This window comes from Sphingomonas sp. MMS24-J13, assembly GCF_044905095.1.
GTDB lineage: Bacteria > Pseudomonadota > Alphaproteobacteria > Sphingomonadales > Sphingomonadaceae > Sphingomonas_I.
The window spans coordinates 4,570,648-4,592,777 of sequence record NZ_CP173258.1 but is presented as its reverse complement, the minus strand read 5'-3'; the positions used below and the strand labels follow the sequence as shown (position 1 = coordinate 4,592,777).

At 65.2% G+C, this 22,130-nt stretch carries 18 protein-coding genes; 12 read left to right on the top strand and 6 right to left on the bottom strand.

Annotated elements, in window-relative coordinates:
* The first annotated feature begins 11 nt into the window (after positions 1–11).
* From AB4Z44_RS21490 to AB4Z44_RS21465, 6 genes are all read left to right on the top strand, one after another.
* Positions 12–776 (top strand): WecB/TagA/CpsF family glycosyltransferase, encoded by a 765-nt coding sequence (locus AB4Z44_RS21490; protein WP_404711686.1) that lies wholly within the window; start codon positions 12–14, stop codon positions 774–776.
* Positions 777–873: 97 nt separating this feature from the next.
* Complete coding sequence (rfbC, locus tag AB4Z44_RS21485; protein ID WP_404711685.1) at positions 874–1,437, top strand: dTDP-4-dehydrorhamnose 3,5-epimerase; 564 nt, start codon at positions 874–876, stop codon at positions 1,435–1,437.
* Entirely contained in the window at positions 1,434–2,519 is a 1,086-nt protein-coding gene (gene rfbB / locus AB4Z44_RS21480) for a dTDP-glucose 4,6-dehydratase (RefSeq protein ID WP_404711684.1), read from the top strand. Before rfbC ends, rfbB begins: the two co-directional genes overlap by 4 nt.
* The gene (rfbD, locus tag AB4Z44_RS21475; RefSeq protein WP_404711683.1) at positions 2,519–3,409 is read left to right on the top strand and encodes a dTDP-4-dehydrorhamnose reductase; all 891 of its coding nucleotides are present in this window, start codon (positions 2,519–2,521) and stop codon (positions 3,407–3,409) included. Before rfbB ends, rfbD begins: the two co-directional genes overlap by 1 nt.
* Positions 3,406–4,278, top strand: coding sequence for a glucose-1-phosphate thymidylyltransferase RfbA (rfbA, locus tag AB4Z44_RS21470; protein ID WP_404711682.1), 873 nt, complete (start codon positions 3,406–3,408; stop codon positions 4,276–4,278). The genes rfbD and rfbA overlap by 4 nt, the downstream gene beginning before the upstream one ends.
* A 270-nt stretch (positions 4,279–4,548) precedes the next feature.
* Positions 4,549–5,937, top strand: coding sequence for an exopolysaccharide biosynthesis polyprenyl glycosylphosphotransferase (locus tag AB4Z44_RS21465; RefSeq protein ID WP_404711681.1), 1,389 nt, complete (start codon positions 4,549–4,551; stop codon positions 5,935–5,937).
* Positions 5,938–6,005: 68 nt separating this feature from the next.
* Here the strand turns inward: AB4Z44_RS21465 and AB4Z44_RS21460 are convergent, their stop codons facing one another.
* From AB4Z44_RS21460 to AB4Z44_RS21450, 3 genes are all read right to left on the bottom strand, one after another.
* Positions 6,006–6,737 carry a DsbA family protein gene (locus AB4Z44_RS21460; RefSeq protein ID WP_404711680.1) on the bottom strand — a complete coding sequence of 244 codons (732 nt, stop codon included), beginning with the start codon at positions 6,735–6,737 and terminating at the stop codon, positions 6,006–6,008.
* On the bottom strand, positions 6,737–8,107 hold the full coding sequence (locus AB4Z44_RS21455; protein ID WP_404711679.1) for a M48 family metalloprotease: 1,371 nt from the start codon (positions 8,105–8,107) through the stop codon (positions 6,737–6,739). Before AB4Z44_RS21455 ends, AB4Z44_RS21460 begins: the two co-directional genes overlap by 1 nt.
* 90 nt (positions 8,108–8,197) lie before the next feature.
* On the bottom strand, positions 8,198–10,864 hold the full coding sequence (locus AB4Z44_RS21450; RefSeq protein WP_404711678.1) for a ribonuclease E/G: 2,667 nt from the start codon (positions 10,862–10,864) through the stop codon (positions 8,198–8,200).
* Positions 10,865–11,323: 459 nt separating this feature from the next.
* On the opposite strand from AB4Z44_RS21450, the gene AB4Z44_RS21445 reads away from it, so the two are divergent.
* From AB4Z44_RS21445 to AB4Z44_RS21425, 5 genes are read left to right on the top strand one after another with little or no spacing between them, the layout of a single operon-like run.
* The gene (locus tag AB4Z44_RS21445; RefSeq protein ID WP_404714304.1) at positions 11,324–12,181 is read left to right on the top strand and encodes an N-acetylmuramoyl-L-alanine amidase; all 858 of its coding nucleotides are present in this window, start codon (positions 11,324–11,326) and stop codon (positions 12,179–12,181) included.
* Positions 12,178–12,936 (top strand): class I SAM-dependent methyltransferase, encoded by a 759-nt coding sequence (locus AB4Z44_RS21440; RefSeq protein WP_404711677.1) that lies wholly within the window; start codon positions 12,178–12,180, stop codon positions 12,934–12,936. Before AB4Z44_RS21445 ends, AB4Z44_RS21440 begins: the two co-directional genes overlap by 4 nt.
* A gap of 50 nt (positions 12,937–12,986) precedes the next feature.
* Complete coding sequence (locus AB4Z44_RS21435) at positions 12,987–15,677, top strand: penicillin-binding protein 1A (protein WP_404711676.1); 2,691 nt, start codon at positions 12,987–12,989, stop codon at positions 15,675–15,677.
* Positions 15,577–16,704: a peptide chain release factor 2 gene (prfB, locus tag AB4Z44_RS21430; protein ID WP_404711675.1), complete on the top strand. Its 1,128-nt coding sequence runs from the start codon at positions 15,577–15,579 to the stop codon at positions 16,702–16,704. Before AB4Z44_RS21435 ends, prfB begins: the two co-directional genes overlap by 101 nt.
* Entirely contained in the window at positions 16,701–17,405 is a 705-nt protein-coding gene (locus AB4Z44_RS21425) for a class I SAM-dependent methyltransferase (protein WP_404711674.1), read from the top strand. Before prfB ends, AB4Z44_RS21425 begins: the two co-directional genes overlap by 4 nt.
* Before the next feature lie 40 nt (positions 17,406–17,445).
* Here AB4Z44_RS21425 and AB4Z44_RS21420 read toward each other — a convergent pair whose 3' ends face one another.
* From AB4Z44_RS21420 to hflK, 3 genes are all read right to left on the bottom strand, one after another.
* Positions 17,446–19,023 (bottom strand): Do family serine endopeptidase, encoded by a 1,578-nt coding sequence (locus AB4Z44_RS21420; RefSeq protein WP_404711673.1) that lies wholly within the window; start codon positions 19,021–19,023, stop codon positions 17,446–17,448.
* Between the two features lie 111 nt (positions 19,024–19,134).
* Positions 19,135–19,995: a protease modulator HflC gene (hflC, locus tag AB4Z44_RS21415; protein WP_404711672.1), complete on the bottom strand. Its 861-nt coding sequence runs from the start codon at positions 19,993–19,995 to the stop codon at positions 19,135–19,137.
* Complete coding sequence (gene hflK / locus AB4Z44_RS21410) at positions 19,992–21,047, bottom strand: FtsH protease activity modulator HflK (protein ID WP_404711671.1); 1,056 nt, start codon at positions 21,045–21,047, stop codon at positions 19,992–19,994. Before hflK ends, hflC begins: the two co-directional genes overlap by 4 nt.
* 70 nt (positions 21,048–21,117) lie before the next feature.
* Between hflK and AB4Z44_RS21405 the strand changes: the two genes are divergently transcribed.
* Positions 21,118–22,128 carry an Mrp/NBP35 family ATP-binding protein gene (locus AB4Z44_RS21405; RefSeq protein WP_404711670.1) on the top strand — a complete coding sequence of 337 codons (1,011 nt, stop codon included), beginning with the start codon at positions 21,118–21,120 and terminating at the stop codon, positions 22,126–22,128.
* Positions 22,129–22,130 lie beyond the last annotated feature (2 nt).

The following is a 22,130-nucleotide window of genomic DNA, read 5'->3' as shown; positions in this document are numbered from 1 at the left end:
GGCGAAGCCAGATGACAGCACCCGTCGCCCGAACGCGCTTCCTCGACGTCGACTATGATCCTTTGTCGCTGCAGGAGACGTTCTGCCTGATCGCGGCGCGCGATCCCGACGCGCCGTTCGGCTACCTCGTCACCCCGAACGTCGATCATATCGTGCGGCTCGAAAAGGCCGAGCCGGCAATCCGCGCCGCCTATGAGCAAGCCGAACTCTGCCTGTGCGACAGCCGCGTGGTAAGCCGTCTCGCCAGGCTCGTCGGCGTCGAACTGACGGTCGTTCCTGGGAGCGATCTCGTTCGCGAGATCATGGATCGGATGATCGCCCCTGGCGACCGGCTGTGCCTGATCGGCGGATCGTCCGAAACCGCCGCCAGATTGGGCGCGCGCCACCCGGGCGTCACGGTCCTCCAGCATTCGCCACCGATGGGATTGCTGCGTGACGCGCCGGCACGGGCAAAGGCGATCGAGTTCGCCGCCAATGCCCATGCCCGTATCCTGTTGCTCGCGGTGGGATCGCCGCAGCAGGAGGTGCTGGCGCGCGAGATGCGGGAGGACGGCCGGGTCACGGGCTTCGGCCTGTGCATCGGCGCCGCGGTCGAATTCATCACCGGCGAGCAAATACGCGCACCCCGAATTGTACAGAAAGCGGGGATGGAATGGGCCTGGCGGCTGGCGAGCCAGCCGCGACGGCTATGGCGGCGCTACTTGGTCGATGGGCCAGCCGTATTCGGATTGGTATGGCGCTGGTCGCGTGCGCAAAAGGCGAGGCCCGAAAAATGACGCGGTGCATCAATCGCTTTTCACCAGCGCTCGTTTCCGGTAGCCGTCGCCGCGACCTTTGCGCGACCCTGTGTCGCCTGTGCTCCGGGGGCCTGTCATGAGCGTAAAACTGATCCGTCCGCGCCGCTTCGGCGACGACCGCGGCTGGTTCGTCGAAACCTACAATGCCGAACGCTACGCCGAAATGGGCATCGGCGTTACCTTCGTGCAGGACAATCATTCGATGTCGCGCGACGTCGGCGTATTACGCGGCCTTCACTGGCAGGCGCCGCCATTCGGACAGGACAAGCTGATTCGCTGCGTGCGCGGCAGCATCTGGGATGTCGCGGTCGATGCCCGGCGTGGCTCACCGACCTTCGGCAAGTGGGTCGCCGCAGAATTGAGCGCGGAAAACGGGCACCAACTGTTCGTACCGATTGGCTTCGCCCATGGCTTCGTCACGCTCGAACCGAATACCGAGGTCGAATATAAGGTGAGCGGTCTCTACGCGCCGCAGGCCGAAGGCGGGGTGATCTGGAACGATCCCGCGATCGGTCTGCCCTGGCCGCTCGCCGGCCGCTCGCCGACCTTGTCGCCCAAGGACGAGATCCTGCCGCCATTGAGCGAGGCCAACAGCCCGTTCGACTATGACGGTCAACCGCTGGAGCCGATCGACGCATGACCGAGACCGTTTCATCCTCGAAGCCGTTGCGCATTCTCGTGACCGGCGGCGCGGGTTTCATTGGATCGGCGCTGGTGCGTCACCTGATCCGCGAGACGCCGCATGAGGTGCTCAACGTCGACAAGCTTACCTATGCGGGCAATCTCTCCAGCCTGGCGCCGATCGACAACAGCCCGCGCTACCGCTTCCTTCAGGCCGATATTTGCGATGGGCCCGCCATCGCGCAGGCGCTGGCGGATTTCCGGCCCGATGTGGTCACGCATCTCGCCGCCGAAAGCCATGTCGATCGCTCGATCGATGGCCCGGCCGCCTTCATCGAGACCAACATCGTCGGCACCTTCACGATGCTGAACGCAGCACTCGATTACTGGCGCGGGCTGGACGACGCGGCGAAAGCGGAGTTCCGCTTCCACCATATCTCGACCGACGAGGTGTTCGGCACGCTCGCCGACGACGGCTTCTTCACCGAGGAGACGCCCTACGATCCGCACTCGCCTTATTCGGCATCGAAGGCCTCGTCCGATCATCTGGTTCGCGCGTGGCACGACACGTATGGCCTGCCGGTCCTGGTGACCAATTGCTCGAACAATTACGGGCCGTTCCATTTTCCCGAGAAACTGATCCCGCTGATCATCATCAAGGCGCTCTCGGGCGAGGGGCTGCCGGTCTACGGCGAAGGCCTGAACGTACGCGACTGGCTGTTCGTCGAGGATCATGCGCGCGCCTTGACCCGCGTGTTCGAAACCGGAACGCCCGGCCAGAGCTACATTATCGGCGGACGCGCCGAGAAGACCAATATCGCGGTGGTCACCCGGATCTGCGAGACGCTCGACGGCATCCGCCCCCGCGCTGACGGCAAATCCTACAAGGACCAGATCACCTACGTCACCGATCGGCCTGGCCACGACCATCGCTACGCGATCGACCCGAGCAAGATCGAGCGCGAACTGGGCTGGACGGCGCGGGAAAGCTTCGATTCGGGCATCGAACGGACGATCCGCTGGTATCTCGACAATGAAGCCTGGTGGCGCCCGCTGGTCGTCGAAAAGGGCGCGGTCAAACGCGTCGGGCTGAGCGGCTGATGCGTCCCGTTCTGGTCACCGGCGGATCCGGTCAGGTCGGCTCCGCGCTCAAACGGCTGACGCTGGACGATTTCGAGTTGGTGACGCCAGACCGCACCGAGCTCGATCTGGCCGATCCGGACGCGATCGCGGCAATGGTCGGGTCACGGCCGTGGGCGGCAGTGATCAATGCTGCCGCCTATACCGCAGTCGACAAGGCTGAGGGTGATGTCGTCTCTGCCTGGAAGATCAATGCGCTCGCGCCGGCCGCATTCGCCGCCGCCAGCCACGCGGCGGGGATTCCGCTGATCCATGTCTCGACCGATTACGTCTTCGACGGCGCGAGCGCCGCCCCTTATGTCGAGGATGATCCGGTCGGCCCGATCGGGGTCTATGGCGCCTCCAAGGAGGGTGGGGAACAGGCGGTGCGCACCGCCAACCCGCATCACATCATCCTGCGCACCGCCTGGGTGGTGAGCCCGGACGGCGCCAATTTCATCAAGACGATGCTCCGTCTGGGCGCCGATCGCCCCGAATTGCGCGTCGTCGGCGACCAGCATGGTTGCCCGACCGCGGCCGAGGATATTGCCCGCACGCTGATCGTGCTGCTGCGCGCCGCGACCGGCGACGCACCGCTTTGGGGCACGTATCATTTCGTCAATGGCGGCGAGGCGACCTGGCATGAACTGGCCGAAGCGGTGTTCGCCCGCGCGGCGACCCATGGCCGGCCGCAACCCAGAGTGGCCGCCATCACCACCGCCGATTATCCCACCCCGGCACGGCGGCCGGCCAATTCCCGGCTGTCGACCGCGCGGATCGAACGCGATTTCGGGGTCGTGCCGCGGCCGTGGCGGACGGCCATCGACGGTATCGTCGACCAACTTCTTTCGAAGGAGCGCGAGGGCGCATGAAGGGCATCATCCTGGCCGGCGGCAGCGGCACGCGGCTCCACCCGGCCACCTTGGCGATCAACAAGCAGCTGCTGCCGATCTATGACAAGCCGATGATCTATTATCCAATGTCGGTGCTGATGCTGGCCGGCATGCGCGAGGTTCTGATCATCTCCTCGCCCGACTATCTCGATAATTATCGCCGGCTGTTCGAGGACGGCAGCCAGTTCGGCATCAGGATCGATTATGCGCTCCAGCCGCGACCGGAAGGATTGGCGCAAGCCTTCACGATCGGCGCGCCCTTCCTCGAAGGTGGCCCGGGCATGCTTGTATTGGGCGACAACATCTTTTTCGGTGCCGATCTGAGCGAGCGCCTGCGTCGCGTGGTCCAGCGCGAGCGCGGAGCGACGGTCTTCTCATATCATGTCGACCAACCGGAAGCCTATGGCGTGGTCGAACTCGACGCCGAGGGTCGCGCCATCTCGATCGAGGAGAAGCCCAAGCAGCCCAAATCCCACCAGGCGGTGACCGGGCTGTACGTCTATGACGATCGTGTCTGCGAGCTGGCGCGGCAGGTGCGCCCCTCGCCCCGCGGGGAGCTCGAGATCACCGATCTCAACCGCATGTATATGGAAATGGGCGAACTCTATGTGGAGCAATTGTCGCGCGGCCATGCCTGGCTCGACACCGGCACGCATGATAGTTTGCTCGAAGCGTCCGAATTCGTCCGCACGGTTCAGCATCGTCAGGGGCTGCAAATCGCCTGCCTCGAGGAAATAGCGTTCGACAACGGCTTCATCGACGCTGCCCAGTTGCGACGGCGCGGCGAAGCTTTTGCCAAGACCGGCTATGGCCGATACCTGCTCTCGCTGGCGGACGGATTGCGGTAGATCGTGCGAATTCATGGATTTGCGTGGCGAACGAGGGCCTGAACCGGGGATTTTCTTCGCACCTCCCGCAATTCACCGCCTGGGCGGGGCAACGCGGAGGATCGACATTGACAGAGGTGCGAGCCTCGTGCTGTCGCAGGCAGGCCGGGTCCCGCAGGCAAGGCGCGATCGGCACGCCAGGGAGTTGCGGCGACCGGTGTGGCAGATCGACACGAAGAAGCGTAGATTGGCGGAGCATAGCGGCAAGGGGCCGCGGCATGGGGGCGTGCGATGAACATGAATATCGCTGATCCCAAATTGCACCCGCCAAAGTCGCGCGTTCCCCTCAGCGAGATTCAGGCGATGCGCGTCAGGCTGTGCCTGATGCTGCTGGTCGTCGACTGCCTTACGGTCTTCCTCGGCTGCATCCTCGGCAACGTCATCCGCTTCGGCGATCCGTTCGCCGCCACAGGCCTCAATCTCTTCTCGGTCGTGCTACCCATATATGTCGGTATCGCGATCAACAGCGACGCTTACGCCGCCGATGTACTGCCGGATGTGCAGACCGGCCTGTCGCGCGCGGCGATGGCCTATATCTTCGCGGTCTTCGCCGTCTTCTTTCTGGCTTACTACATGAAGGTGGCGTCGGATCTGTCGCGCGTCACGTCGGGCATCGCGATCCTGACCACGCTCGGCTCGATGGCCGCCGGCCGCTACCTGTGCTTCCTCTATATCAAGCGCCTGACCGGCATGAAGCTGGTCTACGATCTCATGATCATCGACGGGGTCACGATCACGCCGCCGCCGGGCGTCCACGTGCTCCGCACCACCGAAGACGATTTGTGCCCGGACGTCCACGATCCGCACATGCTCAACCGGCTCGGCATGCATTTGCAGGGCGTCGACCGGGTGGTGATCGCCTGCCCGCCCGAGCGCCGACAGGTCTGGGCGATGCTGCTCAAGGGATCGAACGTCAACGGCCACATCATCGCCGAGGAACTCGACGAGTTGGGCGCGATCGGAATCGGCACCTTCTCCGGCAATCACACGCTCGCGGTGGCGCATGCGCCGCTCGATCTCAGCCGCCGCGCGGTCAAGCGCGGTCTCGACCTGATCCTCACCATTCCCGGCGTGATCTTCCTGGCGCCGCTCCTGATCGCCGTGGCGATCGCGATCAAGCTCGATTCGAAGGGGCCGGTCTTCTTCCTGCAGCCGCGCGTCGGGCGCGGCAACCGCATCTTCCTGATGTACAAGTTCCGCAGCATGAAGCACGATCTGAGCGATCATGACGGCAACAAGTCGACCAGCCGCGACGACGATCGCGTGACCCGGGTCGGCCGATTCATCCGATCGAGCAGCATTGACGAGCTACCCCAATTGTTCAACGTGCTGCGCGGCGAAATGAGCCTCGTGGGGCCCCGGCCGCACGCGCTCGGCAGCCTCGCCGGCACCGAATTGTTCTGGGAAGTCGACGAGCGCTACTGGCATCGTCACGCCTCCAAGCCGGGCCTCACCGGGCTGGCGCAGGTCCGTGGCTATCGTGGCGAAACGCGCGAGCGGGTCGACCTGGCCAACCGGCTGCGCGCCGATCTGGAATATCTGAACGGCTGGACGATCTGGCGCGATATATCGATCCTGATGTCAACGATCCGGGTGGTCGTGCACAGGAATGCTTATTGAGGACTGATCGGCGGTCACGATGATCCTCCCCTTCCGGGGAGCAACCTTGTCGATCCGTGCGAAGCTGTTCAGCTTTTCCGTGCGTCTGCAATGGCCTTCGCCAGCGAGTCGTGCCCCACGGCGCCTGATATCAATTTATCGCCAATGACGAAGGCCGGCGTGCCGGTAACACCGATCCGCGTGGCCATGGCCAGATTGGCATCGACCTCGCGGGCAACCGCGGCGCTCTTGCTGTCCACGGCGACACGGCCGGCATCGAGCCCCACCGCCTTGCCGGCGGCGGCCAGATGCGCGTCATCGGGGCGGCCATCGGCGAAGACCGCGCGGTGGAAGGGCAGATAGCGGCCCTGCCTGGCCGCAGCGAGCGCGACGCGGGCAGCGACATCGCTCTGCGGCCCCAGCACGGGAATCTCGCGCCAGACGACCTTGAGCTTGGGATCCTCGGCCAGCAATTTATCGATATCGGGCGCGCTCGCGCGGCAATAGCCGCAATTATAATCGGTAAACATGACGAGGGTCACGTCGCCCTTGGGATTGCCCGCCCAGGCGCCTGCAAACGGCGTCTCGATCGCCGTGCGATCCGCGGAGATGACCTTGGCGGTCTCGTTCGCATGGAAGCGATCGATCGCTTCGGGAATGATATCGGGATGCGCGAGCACATAATCGTGCACCACCGCCTCGAGCGCGGCCTTGTCGGACGTACCGTGCGCGCCACCTGCGATGAAGACTCCGGCCGCCACACCGCCCAACCCCGTCAGCGCCATGCCGGCGAGTGTCCAACCTCTGGTCATATGTGCCATTATCGCCGTTTCTTCTTCTGGGCTTCGTCGCGGGCGGTCAGCGCAAGATCCTGCGCGCGGAGGTAATCGGGGGTGCCGACCGGAATGCCGTGCATCGCATTCTCAGCATTGGCCATAGCGAGACGCGGATTGCCTTCGAGGCTCCACTTCTCCGCACTAGCCAGATAAGCGCGGGGCTCATCCCCCAATTTGGTGTAGATCAGGCCGAGATTATACCATGCCTGCGGGTTCTCGTTATCGCGCTGGACCGCGACCTTGAGCACGTGCTCGGCCTCCTTCAGGTTCGCCGGATCATCCGTCGCGACGAGCGCATCGCCGAGTAGCGAGGCGATCAGCGGTGTCGATCGCGACTGCACCACTGCCTCGCGCAGCGGCGGAATTGCCAGCGCGGGCTTGCCCGATTCGAGCAGGATCTGCCCCTTCAATTCCAGGAAATAGGGATCTTGCGGGGCCATCGCCGTCAATGCATCGACCTCCTGCATCGCGCGATCGGGGTAACCGCTGCGATGCCACGCATAAGCCCGCGCATAATGCGCCGGCAGGCTCTGATCGCTCACCGGATATTTGTTCATCACGATGCGCGGCTCTTCCAGATAGCCGATCAGCTTCGCCTTGATGCGGAGGAAGCGCGCCTGCTGCGCCGGATCAGGTACCGTATTCCAGTAAGGCGATTTCTCCAGATCGGCGCGCAGTGCGAGCAGGCGATCCTCGGTCATCGGGTGATCGACCGCGAACGGATCGACATGGGTGAAGCTCGGCGTAAGGCGATATTCCTCGCGCTTCAGCTTCTCGAAGAAGCTGACCATCCCCTTGCCCGAATAATGCGAATCGTTGAGGTGACGCACCGCCGATGCGTCGGCTGCGCCCTCGACCGCGCGGCTGAATGCCAGGAATTTGCCTTCTGCGGCGCTCTGGCCGGCCATCATCGCTGCCATGCCCGCCTCGCCCGCACCCGCGGCAATCGCCGCGGCGCCGAGCAGCAGCGACAGCAGGGTGACGCGGGTCGCGGCCTTCGCGGCATCCTGTGCGGTCAGCGCCGAACCGCCGGTTTCGATATGGCCGAGTTCGTGCGCGATGACGCCCGCGACCTCGTTGGCCGTGTCGGCATGCTCGATCGTGCCCGAATTGATGAAGATCGCCTGGCCGACCGCAACGAAGGCGTTGATCTCCGGATCGTTGATCAGCACCAGTTTGACGGCGTTGGGCGAAAGCCCGGCCGAGACCGCCATCGGCGCAGTGATATCGCTGAAGAATTGCTCGGTCTCGGCATCGCGCAACACCGATTGCGCCAGTACCGGCTCCGCGACGAACGCCAGCGAAACGAATGCCGTGCAGGCGAGTCGCAGCGAACGGAAATGGCCGAACATCATCCCCTCACTGTTCTAGGCCCGCTGAACCGTGGCTTAAACACACATCAGGCGGCCCGCTTTGCTTCCGAAGCAAAGCGGGCCGCAAGACGATCACGCGCCGAACGTACGCTGCCACCAACCCCGGCGCGGCGCCCCGCCCTCACCGGGTTCGGCCGAGACCGTTTCGGTCGCTTCCTCCTCCGCCGACGCTGCCACGGCAGCTTCCGGTTCGGCCACCGAAGCGACCGGCTGACCGGCAGTAGCCGCCGCTGCACGGCGGCGGCGCGGCTTGGGCGCCGGCTCGGCTACTTCGGCAACGATCGCGACCGGCTCGGCCGCGACCTCGACGGGTGCGACCTCGGTAGCGGGCCCGACAGCCACATCGGCATCAGCGCGCTTGCGACGGGCCCGACGCGGCTTCGCGACGGGTTCCTCGGCCACCGGCGCTTCCTCTGCAGCGGCTGGCTCGGGCGCTGCCACTTCGGCCACCGCAGCCACTTCCGCCACCGGCTCGGCCGATTTGCGTGCGCGCGGACGGCGACGCGGGGCGGGCTTCTCTTCCGTCTCTTCAGGCTGCGGTTCGGCCTCTGCCACGATCTCGGGCGCGGCTTCGGACACTGCCTCGATCCCGGCTTCACCCGGCGCCTCGTCGCGACCGCCGCGACGGCGACCACCCCGACGGCCACGACGACCGCGGCGCTTACCGTCTTCGCCGCGGGCTTCCTCACCGTCCCCGGCTACAGCCGGCTTGGCTTCGGCGTCTTCGCCTTCGTCCGCTTCACCCTCGGATTCGCCATCCTCGTTCGCGGTTTCGATCGACTGCTCGCCCTCGCCGCGTTCGCGCTGACCACCACGGCGACGACGACGACGACGACGGCGACGGCCGTCACTATCGCCTTCACCCTCTTCGCCACGGCCTTCACCGCGGCTGTCGGCCTGCTGGACGGTCTCCTCGATCTCCTCTTCCTCGATCTCGTCGAGGATTTCGTCATCGGGCTCCGCGATGATCTGCTGCGGCAGGCGCGGCGCATGCGACGGCGGGGGTCCGGACGCCTCGACCGCCATGCGCGCGCCTTCCGGCGTACCGTCGCTCAGAACCTCGATCATCACGCCATAGCGCTCTTCGATGTCGGCGAGCTCCGCACGCTTGCGATTGAGGACGTACAGCGTCGCCTCCTGGCTGGCATGCAGGCACAGGCGCGAACCGCGGCCGCGCGCAGCCTCCTCCTCGAGCAGGCGCAGCGCCTGCAGGCCGGACGAGGAAGCGGTGCGGATGAAGCCTGATCCTTCGCAATGCGGGCACAGGCGGGTCGATGCTTCGAGCACACCCGTGCGCAGCCGCTGGCGGCTCATCTCGAACAAACCGAAGCCCGAGATGCGGCCGACCTGGATGCGCGCGCGATCGTTCTTGAGCGCCTCCTTGAGCGCCTTCTCGACCTTACGGATGTTCGATCCGTTCTCCATGTCGATGAAGTCGATGACGACCAGGCCCGCCATGTCGCGCAGGCGCAGCTGACGCGCGATCTCCTGGGCTGCTTCCAGATTGGTCGCGGTCGCGGTCTGCTCGATATTGTGCTCGCGCGTCGAACGGCCCGAGTTGATGTCGATCGAGACGAGCGCTTCGGTCGGGTTGATGACGATGTAACCGCCCGATTTCAGCTGGACGACCGGCTGGTACATCGCCGCCAGCTGATCCTCGACGCCGAAGCGCTGGAACAAGGGAATGGCGTCCGAATAAGGCAGGATCTTGCGCGCATGGCTCGGCATCAGCAGCTTCATGAAGCTGCGCGCGGCATGATAGCCCTCCTCGCCCTCGACGATGACCTCGTCGATATCCTTGCTGTAGATATCGCGGATGGCGCGCTTGATCAGATCATTGTCGCGATAAACTTCGGCCGGGGCCGATGACGATAAGGTCTTCTCGCGGATCTCGTCCCAGAGGCGGGCGAGGTAGTCGAAATCGCGCTTGATCTCGGGCTTGGTACGCTGGAGGCCGGCGGTGCGGACGATGCAGCCCATCGTACGCGGGAGATTGAGATCGGACAGGATCGATTTCAGGCGCTTGCGATCGGCGCTGTTGCTGATCTTGCGGCTGATGCCCCCGCCATGGCTGGTATTGGGCATGAGGACGCAATAGCGGCCGGCAAGGCTCAGATAGGTGGTAAGCGCCGCACCCTTGTTGCCGCGCTCCTCCTTGACGACCTGGACGAGCAGCACCTGACGGCGCCGGATCACGTCCTGGATCTTGTAGCGACGGCGCAGGTTCATGCGCCGCTGACGAAGCGATTCTACGCCGCCATCGTCGCCACCGGCAGAGGTCGGCTGCGGCGGCGGCGGCGCGCCTTCCTCGTCGTCATGATGGGCATGATCTTCGGCCGCATCGAGCAGCTCGCGCCCGCCGTCGTCGTCGAGGCGCTCATTGGCCTCGATCTCATCCTCGTCCTCATCCTCATTGTCGTCACGCGAGCGCAGCGCCTCTTCTTCGGCGGCATGCTCGGCTTCCTCACGGAGCAGAGCTTCGCGATCCTCCTTGGGGATCTGGTAATAATCGGGATGGATTTCCGAGAAAGCGAGGAAACCATGACGGTTGCCGCCATAATCGACGAACGCCGCCTGCAGCGACGGCTCGACCCGCGTAACCTTGGCTAGATAGATATTCCCCTTGAGCTGCTTGTGCTCTTCGGACTCGAAATCAAACTCCTCTATTCGATTCCCTTTGACGACGGCCACGCGGGTTTCCTCCCGGTGGCGCGCGTCGATCAACATGCGCATGGACATTCACTGGTCTCCGGGCGCCCGGCTTTGCCGACGAACGGCGCGGGGCGCGATGATAAGGGGGCGCATCCGGCGCGTTTGATCGCGCCGCATCAGCCCCGATGATGCTTGAATATGCCTCTGCGGCATGGCCACCCGGTCCACACTGGATTCCGGAAAGGTCCCGCGCCCACGTCCCGCACCCCGGTGCGGTCTGACGTGGAACAGGGGAGAAATGGCGCATGCGGCTTCAACCTGGATCGCCGGCCGCGATATGCTTCGCGCCGGGGGCGGACCGGCGAGGACGGAATGGTATCCGCCCAAGCTGGACACGGGTGCGTAGCATCTGCCTTATTGTCCGGCAACCGAAAGCACCGCGCTGACCGATCCATCCCGATATCGGTATCGCGGTGTGCCGTCGCAATAGTAAGCGGCAATGGATTCCCTCCGACTCGCCAATGCGTTAAACGGCTGTTCGTGCGAATGCAGGCGGCGATCTTCGGTGCGATCTTGCTGGCGGCAAGCGGGGCGCAAGCTGCGTTGCCACCCAATCGCGCGACTGCCGCCATTCCGCCGCGTCCGGCCCGGCTCCAGCTGCCGAGGATCGAGGGGCCCAAACGATCCGATCTGCCGTTGGTGGTGATCGATGCCGGCCATGGCGGGCACGACCCGGGATCGTCGTCGTCCGACGATAGCGAACGCGAGAAGACGATCGCGCTTGCCATCGCCAAGGCGATTCGCGACGAACTGGTCGAAAGCGGCCGCGTGCGTGTGGCGCTCACCCGATCCGACGACCGCTTCCTGATCCTGGCCGAACGGCGCGAGATCGCTCGCGCGCTCCATGCCGATCTCTTCATCTCGGTCCACTGCGACAGCGCCCCCACGCCGGCGGCACGGGGCGCAAGCATCTACACCCTGTCCGAAACCTCTTCGGACCGGGTCGCGGCAGCGCTGGCGACGCGCGAGAACAAGGCCGACGTGATCAACGGCGTCGATCTGTCGAGCGCGTCGAACGATGTATCCTCGATCCTGATCGATCTGGCGCAGCGCGAGACGATGAATACCTCCTCGGCCTTTGCTGCCAGGCTCCAGCGCGAACTGGCGCCGCTGATCGGGCTGAAACCGACCTTCCACAAATTTGCCGGGCTGATGGTGCTGAAGGCCCCCGACGTACCTTCGGTGCTGCTCGAGACGGGTTATATTTCGAACGACGACGATCTCGCGCTCCTCACCTCTTCCAGCTATCGTCACAAGATCGCTTTGGGGGTACGCCGTGCGATCGAGGCGCATTTCGCGCGCCAACTGGTCGAAAAGACCAGGGACAGGGAGGAGATGCCATGATCCGTTCGACCATTGCCGCCGCGACCATCGGGCTTCTGCTGGCCTGTACCGCGCCCGCCGCCACCCCCTCACCCGCGATCGCGGCAGCGATTGCCGATCCGGCCCGTCCGGCGAGCGACAAAGCACGCGATGACGAGCGCAAGCCGGCCGAAATGCTTGCGTTCGCCGGGATCAAGCCGGGCATGGTCGTGCTGGAGATGATGCCGGGCGGCGGCTATTTCACCCGCCTCTTCTCCGACATGGTCGGCCCCAAGGGCAAGGTGATGGCCTATGTCCCCGACGAATTCCTGACCAAATCCACTCGTGCGATCGATGGCGTGACGGCGCTGTCGAAGGAGTCGGGCCGCGAGAATATCACGGTCGAGCATGATCCGCTGATGCAGCCCGGCCCCGACAACCTGATCGACGTCGCCTGGACCTCGCAAAATTATCATGATTTCCACAATCTGCCGGGCATCGACATGGTCGCGGCCAACAAGGTGCTGTTCCGCATGATCCGCCCGGGCGGGACCTATATCGTGCTCGATCACTCGGCTCCGGCCGGATCGGGTGCGGCCAACACGCAGGATCTGCACCGGATCGACGCGGCTTTGGTGCGGCAGGAAGTGGAAGCCGCCGGCTTCGTCTTCGACGGCGAGAGCAAGGTGCTCGCCAATCCCGCCGATACGCGCACGGTCAAAATATTCGATCCTTCGATCCGCGGCCACACCGATCAGTTCGTGCTGCGTTTCCGCAAGCCGGGCAAAGCCGGCTGAACGCCGCAAGGCGCTTCCACCTCAGGTGATCAAGCTCTAGACGCAACCCGGTGAAGCTTGCTCTCCCCCATTGGCGACTCCCGCATCTCGGGCTGCGCGAACGCGCGCGCCGTTTTCTCGGACGGCGGCGCGGTCGCTGGACCGTCGGCATCCTGGCGATGCTCGTCATCGGCTATGCGGCCTTCTGGATGCTCTTCCTGCGCGGGCTTCCGTCGGCGGAAGCGCTGCTGAACTACCAGCCACCTCTGCCCACCAACGTGCGCGCTTATGACGGCACGCCGATCTACAGCTTCGCGCGCGAGCGGCGCGTCGAGCTCTCCTACGACGAACTGCCGCCGCAGGTGGTCCACGCCTTCCTCTCGGCCGAGGACAAGGATTTCTTCCACCACCACGGCGTCGATCCGATGAGCTTCCTGTACGCGGTGTTCGACTATGCCCGCAAAAGCGGCACTGGCGAGCGCGCGCGCGGCGGATCGACCATCACCCAGCAGGTCGCGAAGAACCTGCTGCTCGGCAACGAATATTCGCCTACCCGTAAGGTCAAGGAAGTCGCGCTGGCGATGCGCATCGAGCGCGCCATGACCAAGCAGCAGATCCTGGAACTCTACCTCAACCAGATTTTCCTCGGCCGGAACGCTTATGGCATCGAGGCGGCCGCGCGCGCCTATTTCGACAAATCGGCCAAGGACCTGACGGTACCCGAGGCGGCCTATCTCGCGGTGCTGCCCAAGGCGCCCTCCAATTACGACCCCGAACGCCACGCTGCCCGCGCGCTGGAGCGGCGCGCTTATGTGCTGCGCGAGATGGTGGCCAACGGCTACATCACCGCGGCCGAGGCGCAGGCCGCCAACGCGACCCCGCTCGGGACGGTCGAGCGTTCGGATGCCCGCCGCGATGCCGAGCGCGCGTTCGACGGTTATTATATGGAGGAAGTCCGGCGCGAATTGATGACCAAATATGGCGAGGATGCCGATACCGGCCAGAACAGCGTCTATTCGGGCGGCCTGTGGGTACGGACCTCGCTCGATCCCGTCGCCCAGAAGGCGATGGAGCAGGCGTTGCGCGATGGCCTTGCGCGGTTCGAGGCCGCCGGCGGTTGGCGCGGACGCGCGGGTCATATCGATCCGGGCCCAGGCTGGCCCGATCGCCTCGCGCATGTCCAGGTCGGCGCCGGCTACAGCAATTGGCGCGTCGCGGTGATCCTGTCGCGCGACCAGGCCAAGGCTGATCTGGGCTTCACCGACGGAACCACCTCCAGCCTGTTCCCGTGGGGTGCGGCCGCGCCCAAGCGCGGCGTCGGTGGCCGCGCGTTCGATTTCCTCAAGGCCGGTGATGTCGTGATCGTGGCGCCGGCGGGCAGCGGCTGGGCGCTGCGATCGATCCCCGAGATTTCGGGCGGGATGGTCGCCGAAAACCCGCACACCGGCCAGGTTCTGGCGATGCAGGGCGGGTTCGACAGCAAGGAGCCGTTCAACCGCGCCACGCAGGCCGAGCGCCAGCCCGGGTCCTCGTTCAAGCCGTTCGTCTACATGGCGGCGCTCGAAAGCGGCATGACGCCGGCCTCGATCATCGAGGACGGGCCGTTCTGCGTCTTCCAGACCGCGCAGCTCGGCACCAAATGCTTCCGCAACTTCTCGGGCGGCTATGCCGGGCCGCAGACGATGCGCTGGGGGGTCGAGCAATCGCGCAACCTGATGACGGTACGCGCGGCATCGCAGGCGGGCATGGAGAAGGTCGTCGCGGTCGCCAAGGCGTTCGGCGTAGGCGATTACAAACCCTATATCGCTTACTCGCTCGGCGCGGGCGACACGACCGTGCTGCGGATGGTCAATGCTTACTCGATGCTCGCCAATCAGGGGCGCAGTTTGAAGCCGACCCTCATCGATTTCGTCCAGGATCGCCGCGGCAAGGTGATCTGGAAGGCTGACAACCGTCCATGCGAAGGCTGCAATGCCAGGGACTGGAATGGCGGCGCGATGCCGCGCCCGCGCCCGCGATCGGCGCAGGTGATCGATCCGATGACCGCCTACCAGATGGTGCACATCATGGAGGGCGTCGTCCAGCGTGGCACCGCGACCGTGTTGCGTGATCTCGGCCGGCCCTTGTTCGGCAAGACCGGCACCAATAGCGGCCCGACCAGCGTGTGGTTCGTCGGCGGATCGCCCGATCTCGTCGGCGGGGTCTATATCGGTTACGACAAGCCACGCCCGATGGGGGGCTATGTCCAGGGCGGCACGATTGCCGCACCGATCTTCCGCCAGTTCGCGCAGGTGGCGATGAAGGATATGCCGATCGTCCCGTTCAAGATCGCGCCCGGCATCCGCATGGTTGCGATCGATCGCCGTTCGGGCCGCAAGATATTCGGGAGCTGGCCCACCGAAGGCGATCCCAAGGCGCCGGTGATATGGGAAGCATTCAAGCCCGAGAGCGAGCCGCGCCGCGCGCTCAATCATCAGGAAACCGTCCGCGCCGCCCCACGCCGTGCGATCCATAGCGACAGCGACTTCTTGGCAAGTCGGGGGGTATCTACTAACTGGGAGATCATCCCGTCCCCCGGCAATCATCGCCGGGGCCCAGTTCGACTGACGGGCCTGGATCGCGGCGGGTGTCGCGGACCATCAGAACACCGGAGATTCGCCCATGCGCGCCGAAGCGCAAACCCATATCGACCAGATCGACGCCGCTTTGGCGCTGGTCCGCCGCTTTCTCGACTGGGACCGCGCTGTCCGCCGGCTCCATGAGCTCAATGCGCGCGTCGAAGATCCGAAGCTGTGGGACGATCCCAAGCAGGCGCAGAGCGTCATGCAGGAGCGCCGTCGGCTCGACGAGGCGATCGAGGCGGTCAAGGCGATCCAGTCCGAACGCGATGATACGATCGAATTGATGGAGATGGCCGAGGCCGAAGGCGACGAAGGCATGGTCGACGAGGGCGTCGCCGGGCTGGCGGCGCTGGCCGAACGTGCCGAGCGGGACAAGATCAAGGCGCTGCTGGCCGGCGAGGCCGATGCCAACGACTCCTATATCGAGATCAATGCCGGCGCCGGCGGAACCGAGAGCCAGGATTGGGCCGAAATGCTCCAGCGCATGTATACGCGTTGGGCCGAACGCCGCGGCATGAAGGTCGAGCTGATCGATCACCATTCGGGCGAGCAGGCCGGAATCAAATCCGCCACTCTGCTGCTCAAGGGCGAGAATGCCTATGGCTATGCCAAGACCGAGAGCGGCGTCCACCGGCTGGTGCGGATCAGCCCCTATGACAGCGCGGCACGGCGCCATACCAGCTTCTCGTCGGTATGGGTCTATCCGGTGATCGACGACGACATCCAGATCGACATCAACGAAAGCGAATTGCGGATCAACACCTATCGCGCCTCGGGCGCGGGCGGCCAGCACATCAATACGACCAATTCGGCGGTGCGCATCACCCACTTGCCGACCGGCATCGTCGTCCAGTGCCAGAATCAGCGATCGCAGCACAAGAACAAGGCCGAAGCCTACAACCAGCTGCGTGCGCGCCTCTACGAGCGCGAACTGGCCGAGCGCGAGGCGGCCGCCAACGCGCAGCATGCCAGCAAGACCGATATCGGCTGGGGCCACCAGATCCGCTCCTACGTGCTCCAGCCCTATCAGCTGGTGAAGGACCTGCGCACCGGCGTCACCTCGACCGCGCCGTCCGACGTGCTCGATGGCGATCTCGACAAGTTCATGGCCGCTGCCCTCTCGCAGCGCGTGACGGGCGAGACGGTCGAGGTGGAGGACGTCGAGTGAGACAGGCCACAGCGCTGATCGCGGCGCTGTCATTAGCCGGGTGCCACCTCCATAAGGCCGCAGAAGAAACGCGCACGTCGGCGGGCTTTCCCCAGGCCGACCGGCCGGTGGCGAAGATCGTATCGGCGACATGGTCGAACGAACCCGATCGCGATCGCCGCGGCGAGGCCGAAGCGGTGATGAAGGCCGCTGGCGTGGTCCGGGGCATGACGGTGGCCGATATCGGCGCCGGCGAAGGCTATTATACGGTGCGGCTGGCGGCGAAGGTCGGCGCCAGGGGCCGCGTGCTGGCAGAGGATATCGTGCCCGCCTATCATGACCAGCTGGCCGACCGGATCTATCGCGAGCATCTCGACAATGTCTCTGTCCGGCTCGGCCAGCCGACCGATCCCGGCCTGCCCGCCGGCAGCTTCGACCGGATCTTCATGGTCCATATGTACCATGAAGTGGGTGAGCCGTACGAATTCCTATGGCGGATGCGGCCGGCACTATCGAATGGCGGCGAGGTCGTCGTGGTCGATGCCGACCGGCCGACGCAAAATCATGGCACGCCGCCAGCCCTGCTCGACTGCGAATTCAAGACGGTGGGCTATATGCTGGTGAAGCGGATGAAGATGCCGCAGGCTGGCGGCTATCTGGCGCTCTACAAAGCCCAGGGGCCGAGGCCCGAGCCGCGGGCGATGAACGCCTGTAAAATTTGACCCGGGTGGAGGCGGGCGGCTCACACCGCCCGCCCCTGCCTTATTTACCCTGCAGATCGACGCCCAGATAGGTCGCCGGACGATTGCCGCGCTGGATCAGCAACAGCACCGTCTTGAGCCCGGCCTTCTTCGCGGCATCGATCGCCGCGGCGGCTTCGGCCGTGCTGGCCACCGGGCGCTGGTTGATCGCGAGGATGATGTCGCGCGGCTGGATGCCCTTGCTGGCGGCGTCGCTCGACTGATCGACCCCGGTCACCACCACGCCCTTCACCGGCGCCTGCAATCCGAGCTGCTGGGCGAGCGCTGCCGTGAGCGTCTGCAGCGACAGGCCGATGGCGGCGCGCACCGAGGCCGGGGCGCTCTGCCCCGGCGGGGTGGCCGGGTTGCCGTCGTCCTGATCGTCGTCGGTCGAGGCAAGCTGATCCTCGGGCGGACGTTCCGACAGGACCGCGGTGACGGTCATCGGCTTGCCGTTGCGGAGCAACTCGATCGGGACCCTGGAGCCGACCGTCAGGCGCGCGACGATGTAGGACAAAGTGTTGTCGGGCGTGATCTCCTGCCCGGCGACCTTGAGAATGACGTCGCCCTGCTGAATACCCGCACGCGCCGCCGGCTGGCTCGGCTCGACGCGCGAAACGATCTGCCCATGATCCTTGGGCAAGCCGAGCGCAGCCGCGATATCCTCGGTCATCGGCTGGATGCCGACGCCCAGATAGCCGCGATGGACGCGCTCGCCTTTCATCAGCTGTAGGACGACAGGCTTCGCCTGCTCGGCGGGAATGGCGAAGCCGATGCCGACGTTGCCGCCGGTGGGCGAGTAGATGGCGGTGTTGATGCCGACGACGTTGCCGTTCAGGTCGAACATCGGACCACCCGAATTGCCCTGGTTGATCGCCGCATCCGTCTGGATGTAGCGATCATAGGCGCCGCCGCCCTGGCTGATCGAGCGGTGGATCGCCGAGACGATGCCGGCGGTGACCGTGCCGCCGAGCGCGAATGGATTGCCGATCGCGATCACCCAATCGCCGACGCGCGTGCGGGTCGAATCACCGAACTGGACGAAGGGCAGCCCCTTCGCCTCGATCTTGAGCACCGCCAGATCGGAGGTGGCGTCCTTGCCGACGATGGTCGCCTTATACTCCTTGCGATCGGACAGGGTGACGGTGACCGTGGAGACGGTGACCTTGCCCTGTTCGGTCGGCACGCCCGAAATGACGTGGTTGTTGGTGACGATGTAACCGTCCGACGAGATGATGAAGCCCGATCCCAGCGATGTCGCCTCGCGCGTGACCGGCTTGCCATCGTCGCCGATGCCGCCTCCACCGCCCGGGCCAGCCTGGCCGCCGAACTGACGGAAGAAATCCTCGAAAGGGGTGCCCGAGAACGGGCTCTGCGGGCGATTGACCTGCACCTTCTGCGTGGTCGAGATGTTGACGACTGCGGGCGCTAGCTTGGCGGTGAGATCGGCAAAGCTCATCGGCGCGCCGCGCGGCGCCACCGCGGCCATCTGCTCGGGCGCGTTCTGGGCTACACCTCCGCCGGAAGGCTGCTGCGACGCGACGGTCGCGGCGGCACCCCCCACCAAAAGAGCGGCAGTGATCGCATAAGCATATCGCACTGGGCGAAACTCCTAATTCGCTGACAAGCCGTCGGAAGGACTCCGCGGACCGTAACGGGCGGCGAGGAGTGCCGATCCACGGCTGAACGGATATTGAATGGCGGCGGGCTGTTATTTTTGGCCCTTGAATTGGCGCAGATAGGCATTGTCCGGCGACAATATCACCGAAGCGGCCCCACGCGGATTCTCGTCGTCCGTCCCGAAGGTCACCCGGTAGGACTGCATCGCCCGATAGAAATCGTAGAAATCGGGATCCTTGCCGAAGCTGGCCGAATAGGTCTGTGCCGCCTTGGCATCGGCATCGGCCATGATGATCTGGGCCGCGCGACGGCCTTCGGCCTCGATCGAGCGCGCTTCCTGCTGACGCGCGGTCTTCATGCGATTGAACGCGCTGTCGAGCGGCGTGCCGTCCGGCAGATCGGCACGCTTGATCCGGACATCGACGATCTCCGCGCCATATTGCGCGGCGACTCGAGCGAGGGCGGTGCGGATATTGCCCATCACCTCGTCACGCTCGGGGCTGAGCAAGTCCTTGAACTCGCGCTTGCCGAGCTCGTTGCGCAGCGCCGAACCGAGGATCGGCTTCAATGCATCGGCGACACGGCGCTCGCTGCCGGCAGCCACATACATCTTGACCGGATTGACGATCCGATAGCGCGCGAAGGCGTCGACCTCGAGCCGTTGCTGATCGGTCGAGAGAACGCCCTGACGCGGCATGTCGAAATCGAGCACGCGCTTGTCGACCCAGACGATCGATTGCACGAACGGGACCCGCCAGAAGACGCCGGCACCGGTACGTCCGAATTCTTCCTTGCGGTCATAGCCGTTGACGATCGTAACCGGGTTGCCGAACTGAAGCACGAGGGCCTGCTTGGTTTCGGGCACGACCGCGAGCGAGCTTGCGCCCAAGGCCAGGACGACCAGGGCGAAACCGCCCCACAGCAAAGGGTTGCGGCGAACGAGGTCGATCATTTCGCCGCTCCCTGCGGTGCCTTCTGCGCAGGCAGAACCGGCAGATAGGGCGTGATGCCCGGCGCCTCGACGATCGTCTTGTCGGTCTTGGCCAGCACCTTCTCCATCGTTTCGTAATACATGCGCTGGCGGGTGACCCCCGGCGCGAGCTTATATTGCGCATAGACGCGATCGAACGCGCCCGCCTCACCATCGGCGCGGGCGGTGACCTGGGTGGCGTAGGCGCCGGCCTGATTGCGATAGGATTGCGCCATCTGCTGCGCGGCAGAGACTTCCTTGAAGGCGTCCATCACCGCATTCGGCGGATCGGCCTTCTTGATCGCCACGCCCTGGATGGCGACGCCGGATCGATAGCTATCGAGCAATTCCTGGGCGCGGGCGGCGACCCGCGCCTCGATCTGGCCGCGCTGCGGACCGATCGCGTCATTAAGGCTCACGCGGGCAATCGCCTCACGCATCGCGCTTTCGGTGACTTCCTTGATCGTGCCGTCGGGATCCTGGAGCTCGAACATGTAGAGTTCGGGATCGCGGATGTTCCAGCGCACCGAATAGTCCAGATCGAGGATATTCTCGTCACCGGTGAGCATCAGATTCTGGCCGCCGTTGCTCTCGCCGGCCCCATCGATATCGATGACATGGATATTGTCGACATCGAGCTTGGTGACGATGTCGAGCGGCGCCGGTAGCGAGAAGCCGAGGCCTGGACCGAGCGTGCTGACATATTTGCCAAGCCGGGTGACGACCCCGCGCTGCTGCGGCCCGATCGTATGGGTGCTGGTCAGCGCGATCCAGAGCAGGATGACGGCCAGCACGACCCACCGGCCGATCCCGCCGAAATCGAAGTTGATCGGGCCGCTGCCGCCCCCGCCGCCGCCACCGAGACGCGCGCGCCCGCGCCGGATCAGCGCGTCGAGCGCGGAGGGGCCGGGTTTGCCGTCGGGCTTGCGACGCGGGCTCCACGGGCTTTTCGGCCCATCCGAATCGCCACCACCCGAGCCGCTGCCCCAAGGGCCGCCCTCATTCAGCAAGGGTCCGCTAATCTTGTTGTCCATTTGGCCTTTATAGGGCTGGTCTTGGGGAAAAACAGTGGTCTCCCCGCGCGGCGTGCTTATGTGACGGCGCATGACCGATCCCGATGCTCTTTCCCATGCGCTCGATAGCGTGCCCGATCCCGTTTCCGGCCGGGGGTTGATCACCTCCGGCCGCGCCGCCCGGCCGACCCGATCGGGCGGAACGGTCGATGTCGTCATTGAGGTCGGCGGGATCGATCCGGTCGGCCGCGCCGCGCTCGAGCAGCAGGTACGCACCGCCCTCCTGGCCGAGGCCGATGTCGAAACGGTACGGATCGCGCTGACCGCCGAGCGCGGCGGTGGCGGCCCGCGCCTGCTTGCAGTGGCCAGCGGCAAGGGCGGGGTCGGGAAGTCGACTCTCGCCGCCAACCTCGCCGTCGCGTTGGCCAGAACCGGCCTGCGCGTCGGGCTGGTCGATGCCGATATTTATGGCCCCTCGCAGCCGCGACTACTCGATGCCAACGAGAAACCGACCGCCGAGGACGGCAAATTGATCCCCGTCCCCACCCGCTTCGGCGTGCCGATGCTGTCGATGGGGCAATTGGTGGCGCCGGGCCAGGCGATCGCCTGGCGTGGGCCGATGGCGGGCAATGCGCTCGGCCAGTTGGTCGACGCCCACTGGGGCGATACCGAGTTGCTGATCGTGGACATGCCGCCGGGCACCGGCGACGTGCAGCTTTCTATGATCCAGAAGCACCGCCCGGCCGGCGCGCTGATCGTTTCGACCCCGCAGGACCTGGCGTTGATCGACGCGATGCGCGCGATCGATCTGTTTGCCAAGGCCAACATTCCGATCATCGGCTTGGTCGAGAATATGGCGGGTTACGTCTGCCCGCATTGCGGGGAGGTCTCCGATCCTTTCGGCCATGGGGGTGCCGAGGCAGAGGCCAAGGCGCGTGAAATACCCTTCATGGGCCGGGTGCCGCTCTCGATCGACATCCGCCGCGCATCGGATGCCGGCGATCCCCCGGCGGCCGGCTTCGGCGCCGAGGCTGCGCCGTTTCGCGCTATCGCCGAAGCGGTGCGCGCTTGGCTGAACCCTTCCGCCTCCCCGGTGTTCTGACG

Bases quoted from the DNA above. Each gene is read 5' to 3' on its own strand.
- AB4Z44_RS21490 (WP_404711686.1), top strand. From the start codon at position 12: ATGACAGCACCCGTCGCCCGAACGCGCTTCCTCGACGTCGACTATGAT.
- rfbC (WP_404711685.1), top strand. From the start codon at position 874: ATGAGCGTAAAACTGATCCGTCCGCGCCGCTTCGGCGACGACCGCGGC.
- rfbB (WP_404711684.1), top strand. From the start codon at position 1,434: ATGACCGAGACCGTTTCATCCTCGAAGCCGTTGCGCATTCTCGTGACC.
- rfbD (WP_404711683.1), top strand. From the start codon at position 2,519: ATGCGTCCCGTTCTGGTCACCGGCGGATCCGGTCAGGTCGGCTCCGCG.
- rfbA (WP_404711682.1), top strand. From the start codon at position 3,406: ATGAAGGGCATCATCCTGGCCGGCGGCAGCGGCACGCGGCTCCACCCG.
- AB4Z44_RS21465 (WP_404711681.1), top strand. From the start codon at position 4,549: ATGAACATGAATATCGCTGATCCCAAATTGCACCCGCCAAAGTCGCGC.
- AB4Z44_RS21460 (WP_404711680.1), bottom strand. From the start codon at position 6,737: ATGGCACATATGACCAGAGGTTGGACACTCGCCGGCATGGCGCTGACG.
- AB4Z44_RS21455 (WP_404711679.1), bottom strand. From the start codon at position 8,107: ATGATGTTCGGCCATTTCCGTTCGCTGCGACTCGCCTGCACGGCATTC.
- AB4Z44_RS21450 (WP_404711678.1), bottom strand. From the start codon at position 10,864: ATGTCCATGCGCATGTTGATCGACGCGCGCCACCGGGAGGAAACCCGC.
- AB4Z44_RS21445 (WP_404714304.1), top strand. From the start codon at position 11,324: ATGCAGGCGGCGATCTTCGGTGCGATCTTGCTGGCGGCAAGCGGGGCG.
- AB4Z44_RS21440 (WP_404711677.1), top strand. From the start codon at position 12,178: ATGATCCGTTCGACCATTGCCGCCGCGACCATCGGGCTTCTGCTGGCC.
- prfB (WP_404711675.1), top strand. From the start codon at position 15,577: ATGCGCGCCGAAGCGCAAACCCATATCGACCAGATCGACGCCGCTTTG.
- hflC (WP_404711672.1), bottom strand. From the start codon at position 19,995: ATGATCGACCTCGTTCGCCGCAACCCTTTGCTGTGGGGCGGTTTCGCC.
- hflK (WP_404711671.1), bottom strand. From the start codon at position 21,047: ATGGACAACAAGATTAGCGGACCCTTGCTGAATGAGGGCGGCCCTTGG.
- AB4Z44_RS21405 (WP_404711670.1), top strand. From the start codon at position 21,118: ATGACCGATCCCGATGCTCTTTCCCATGCGCTCGATAGCGTGCCCGAT.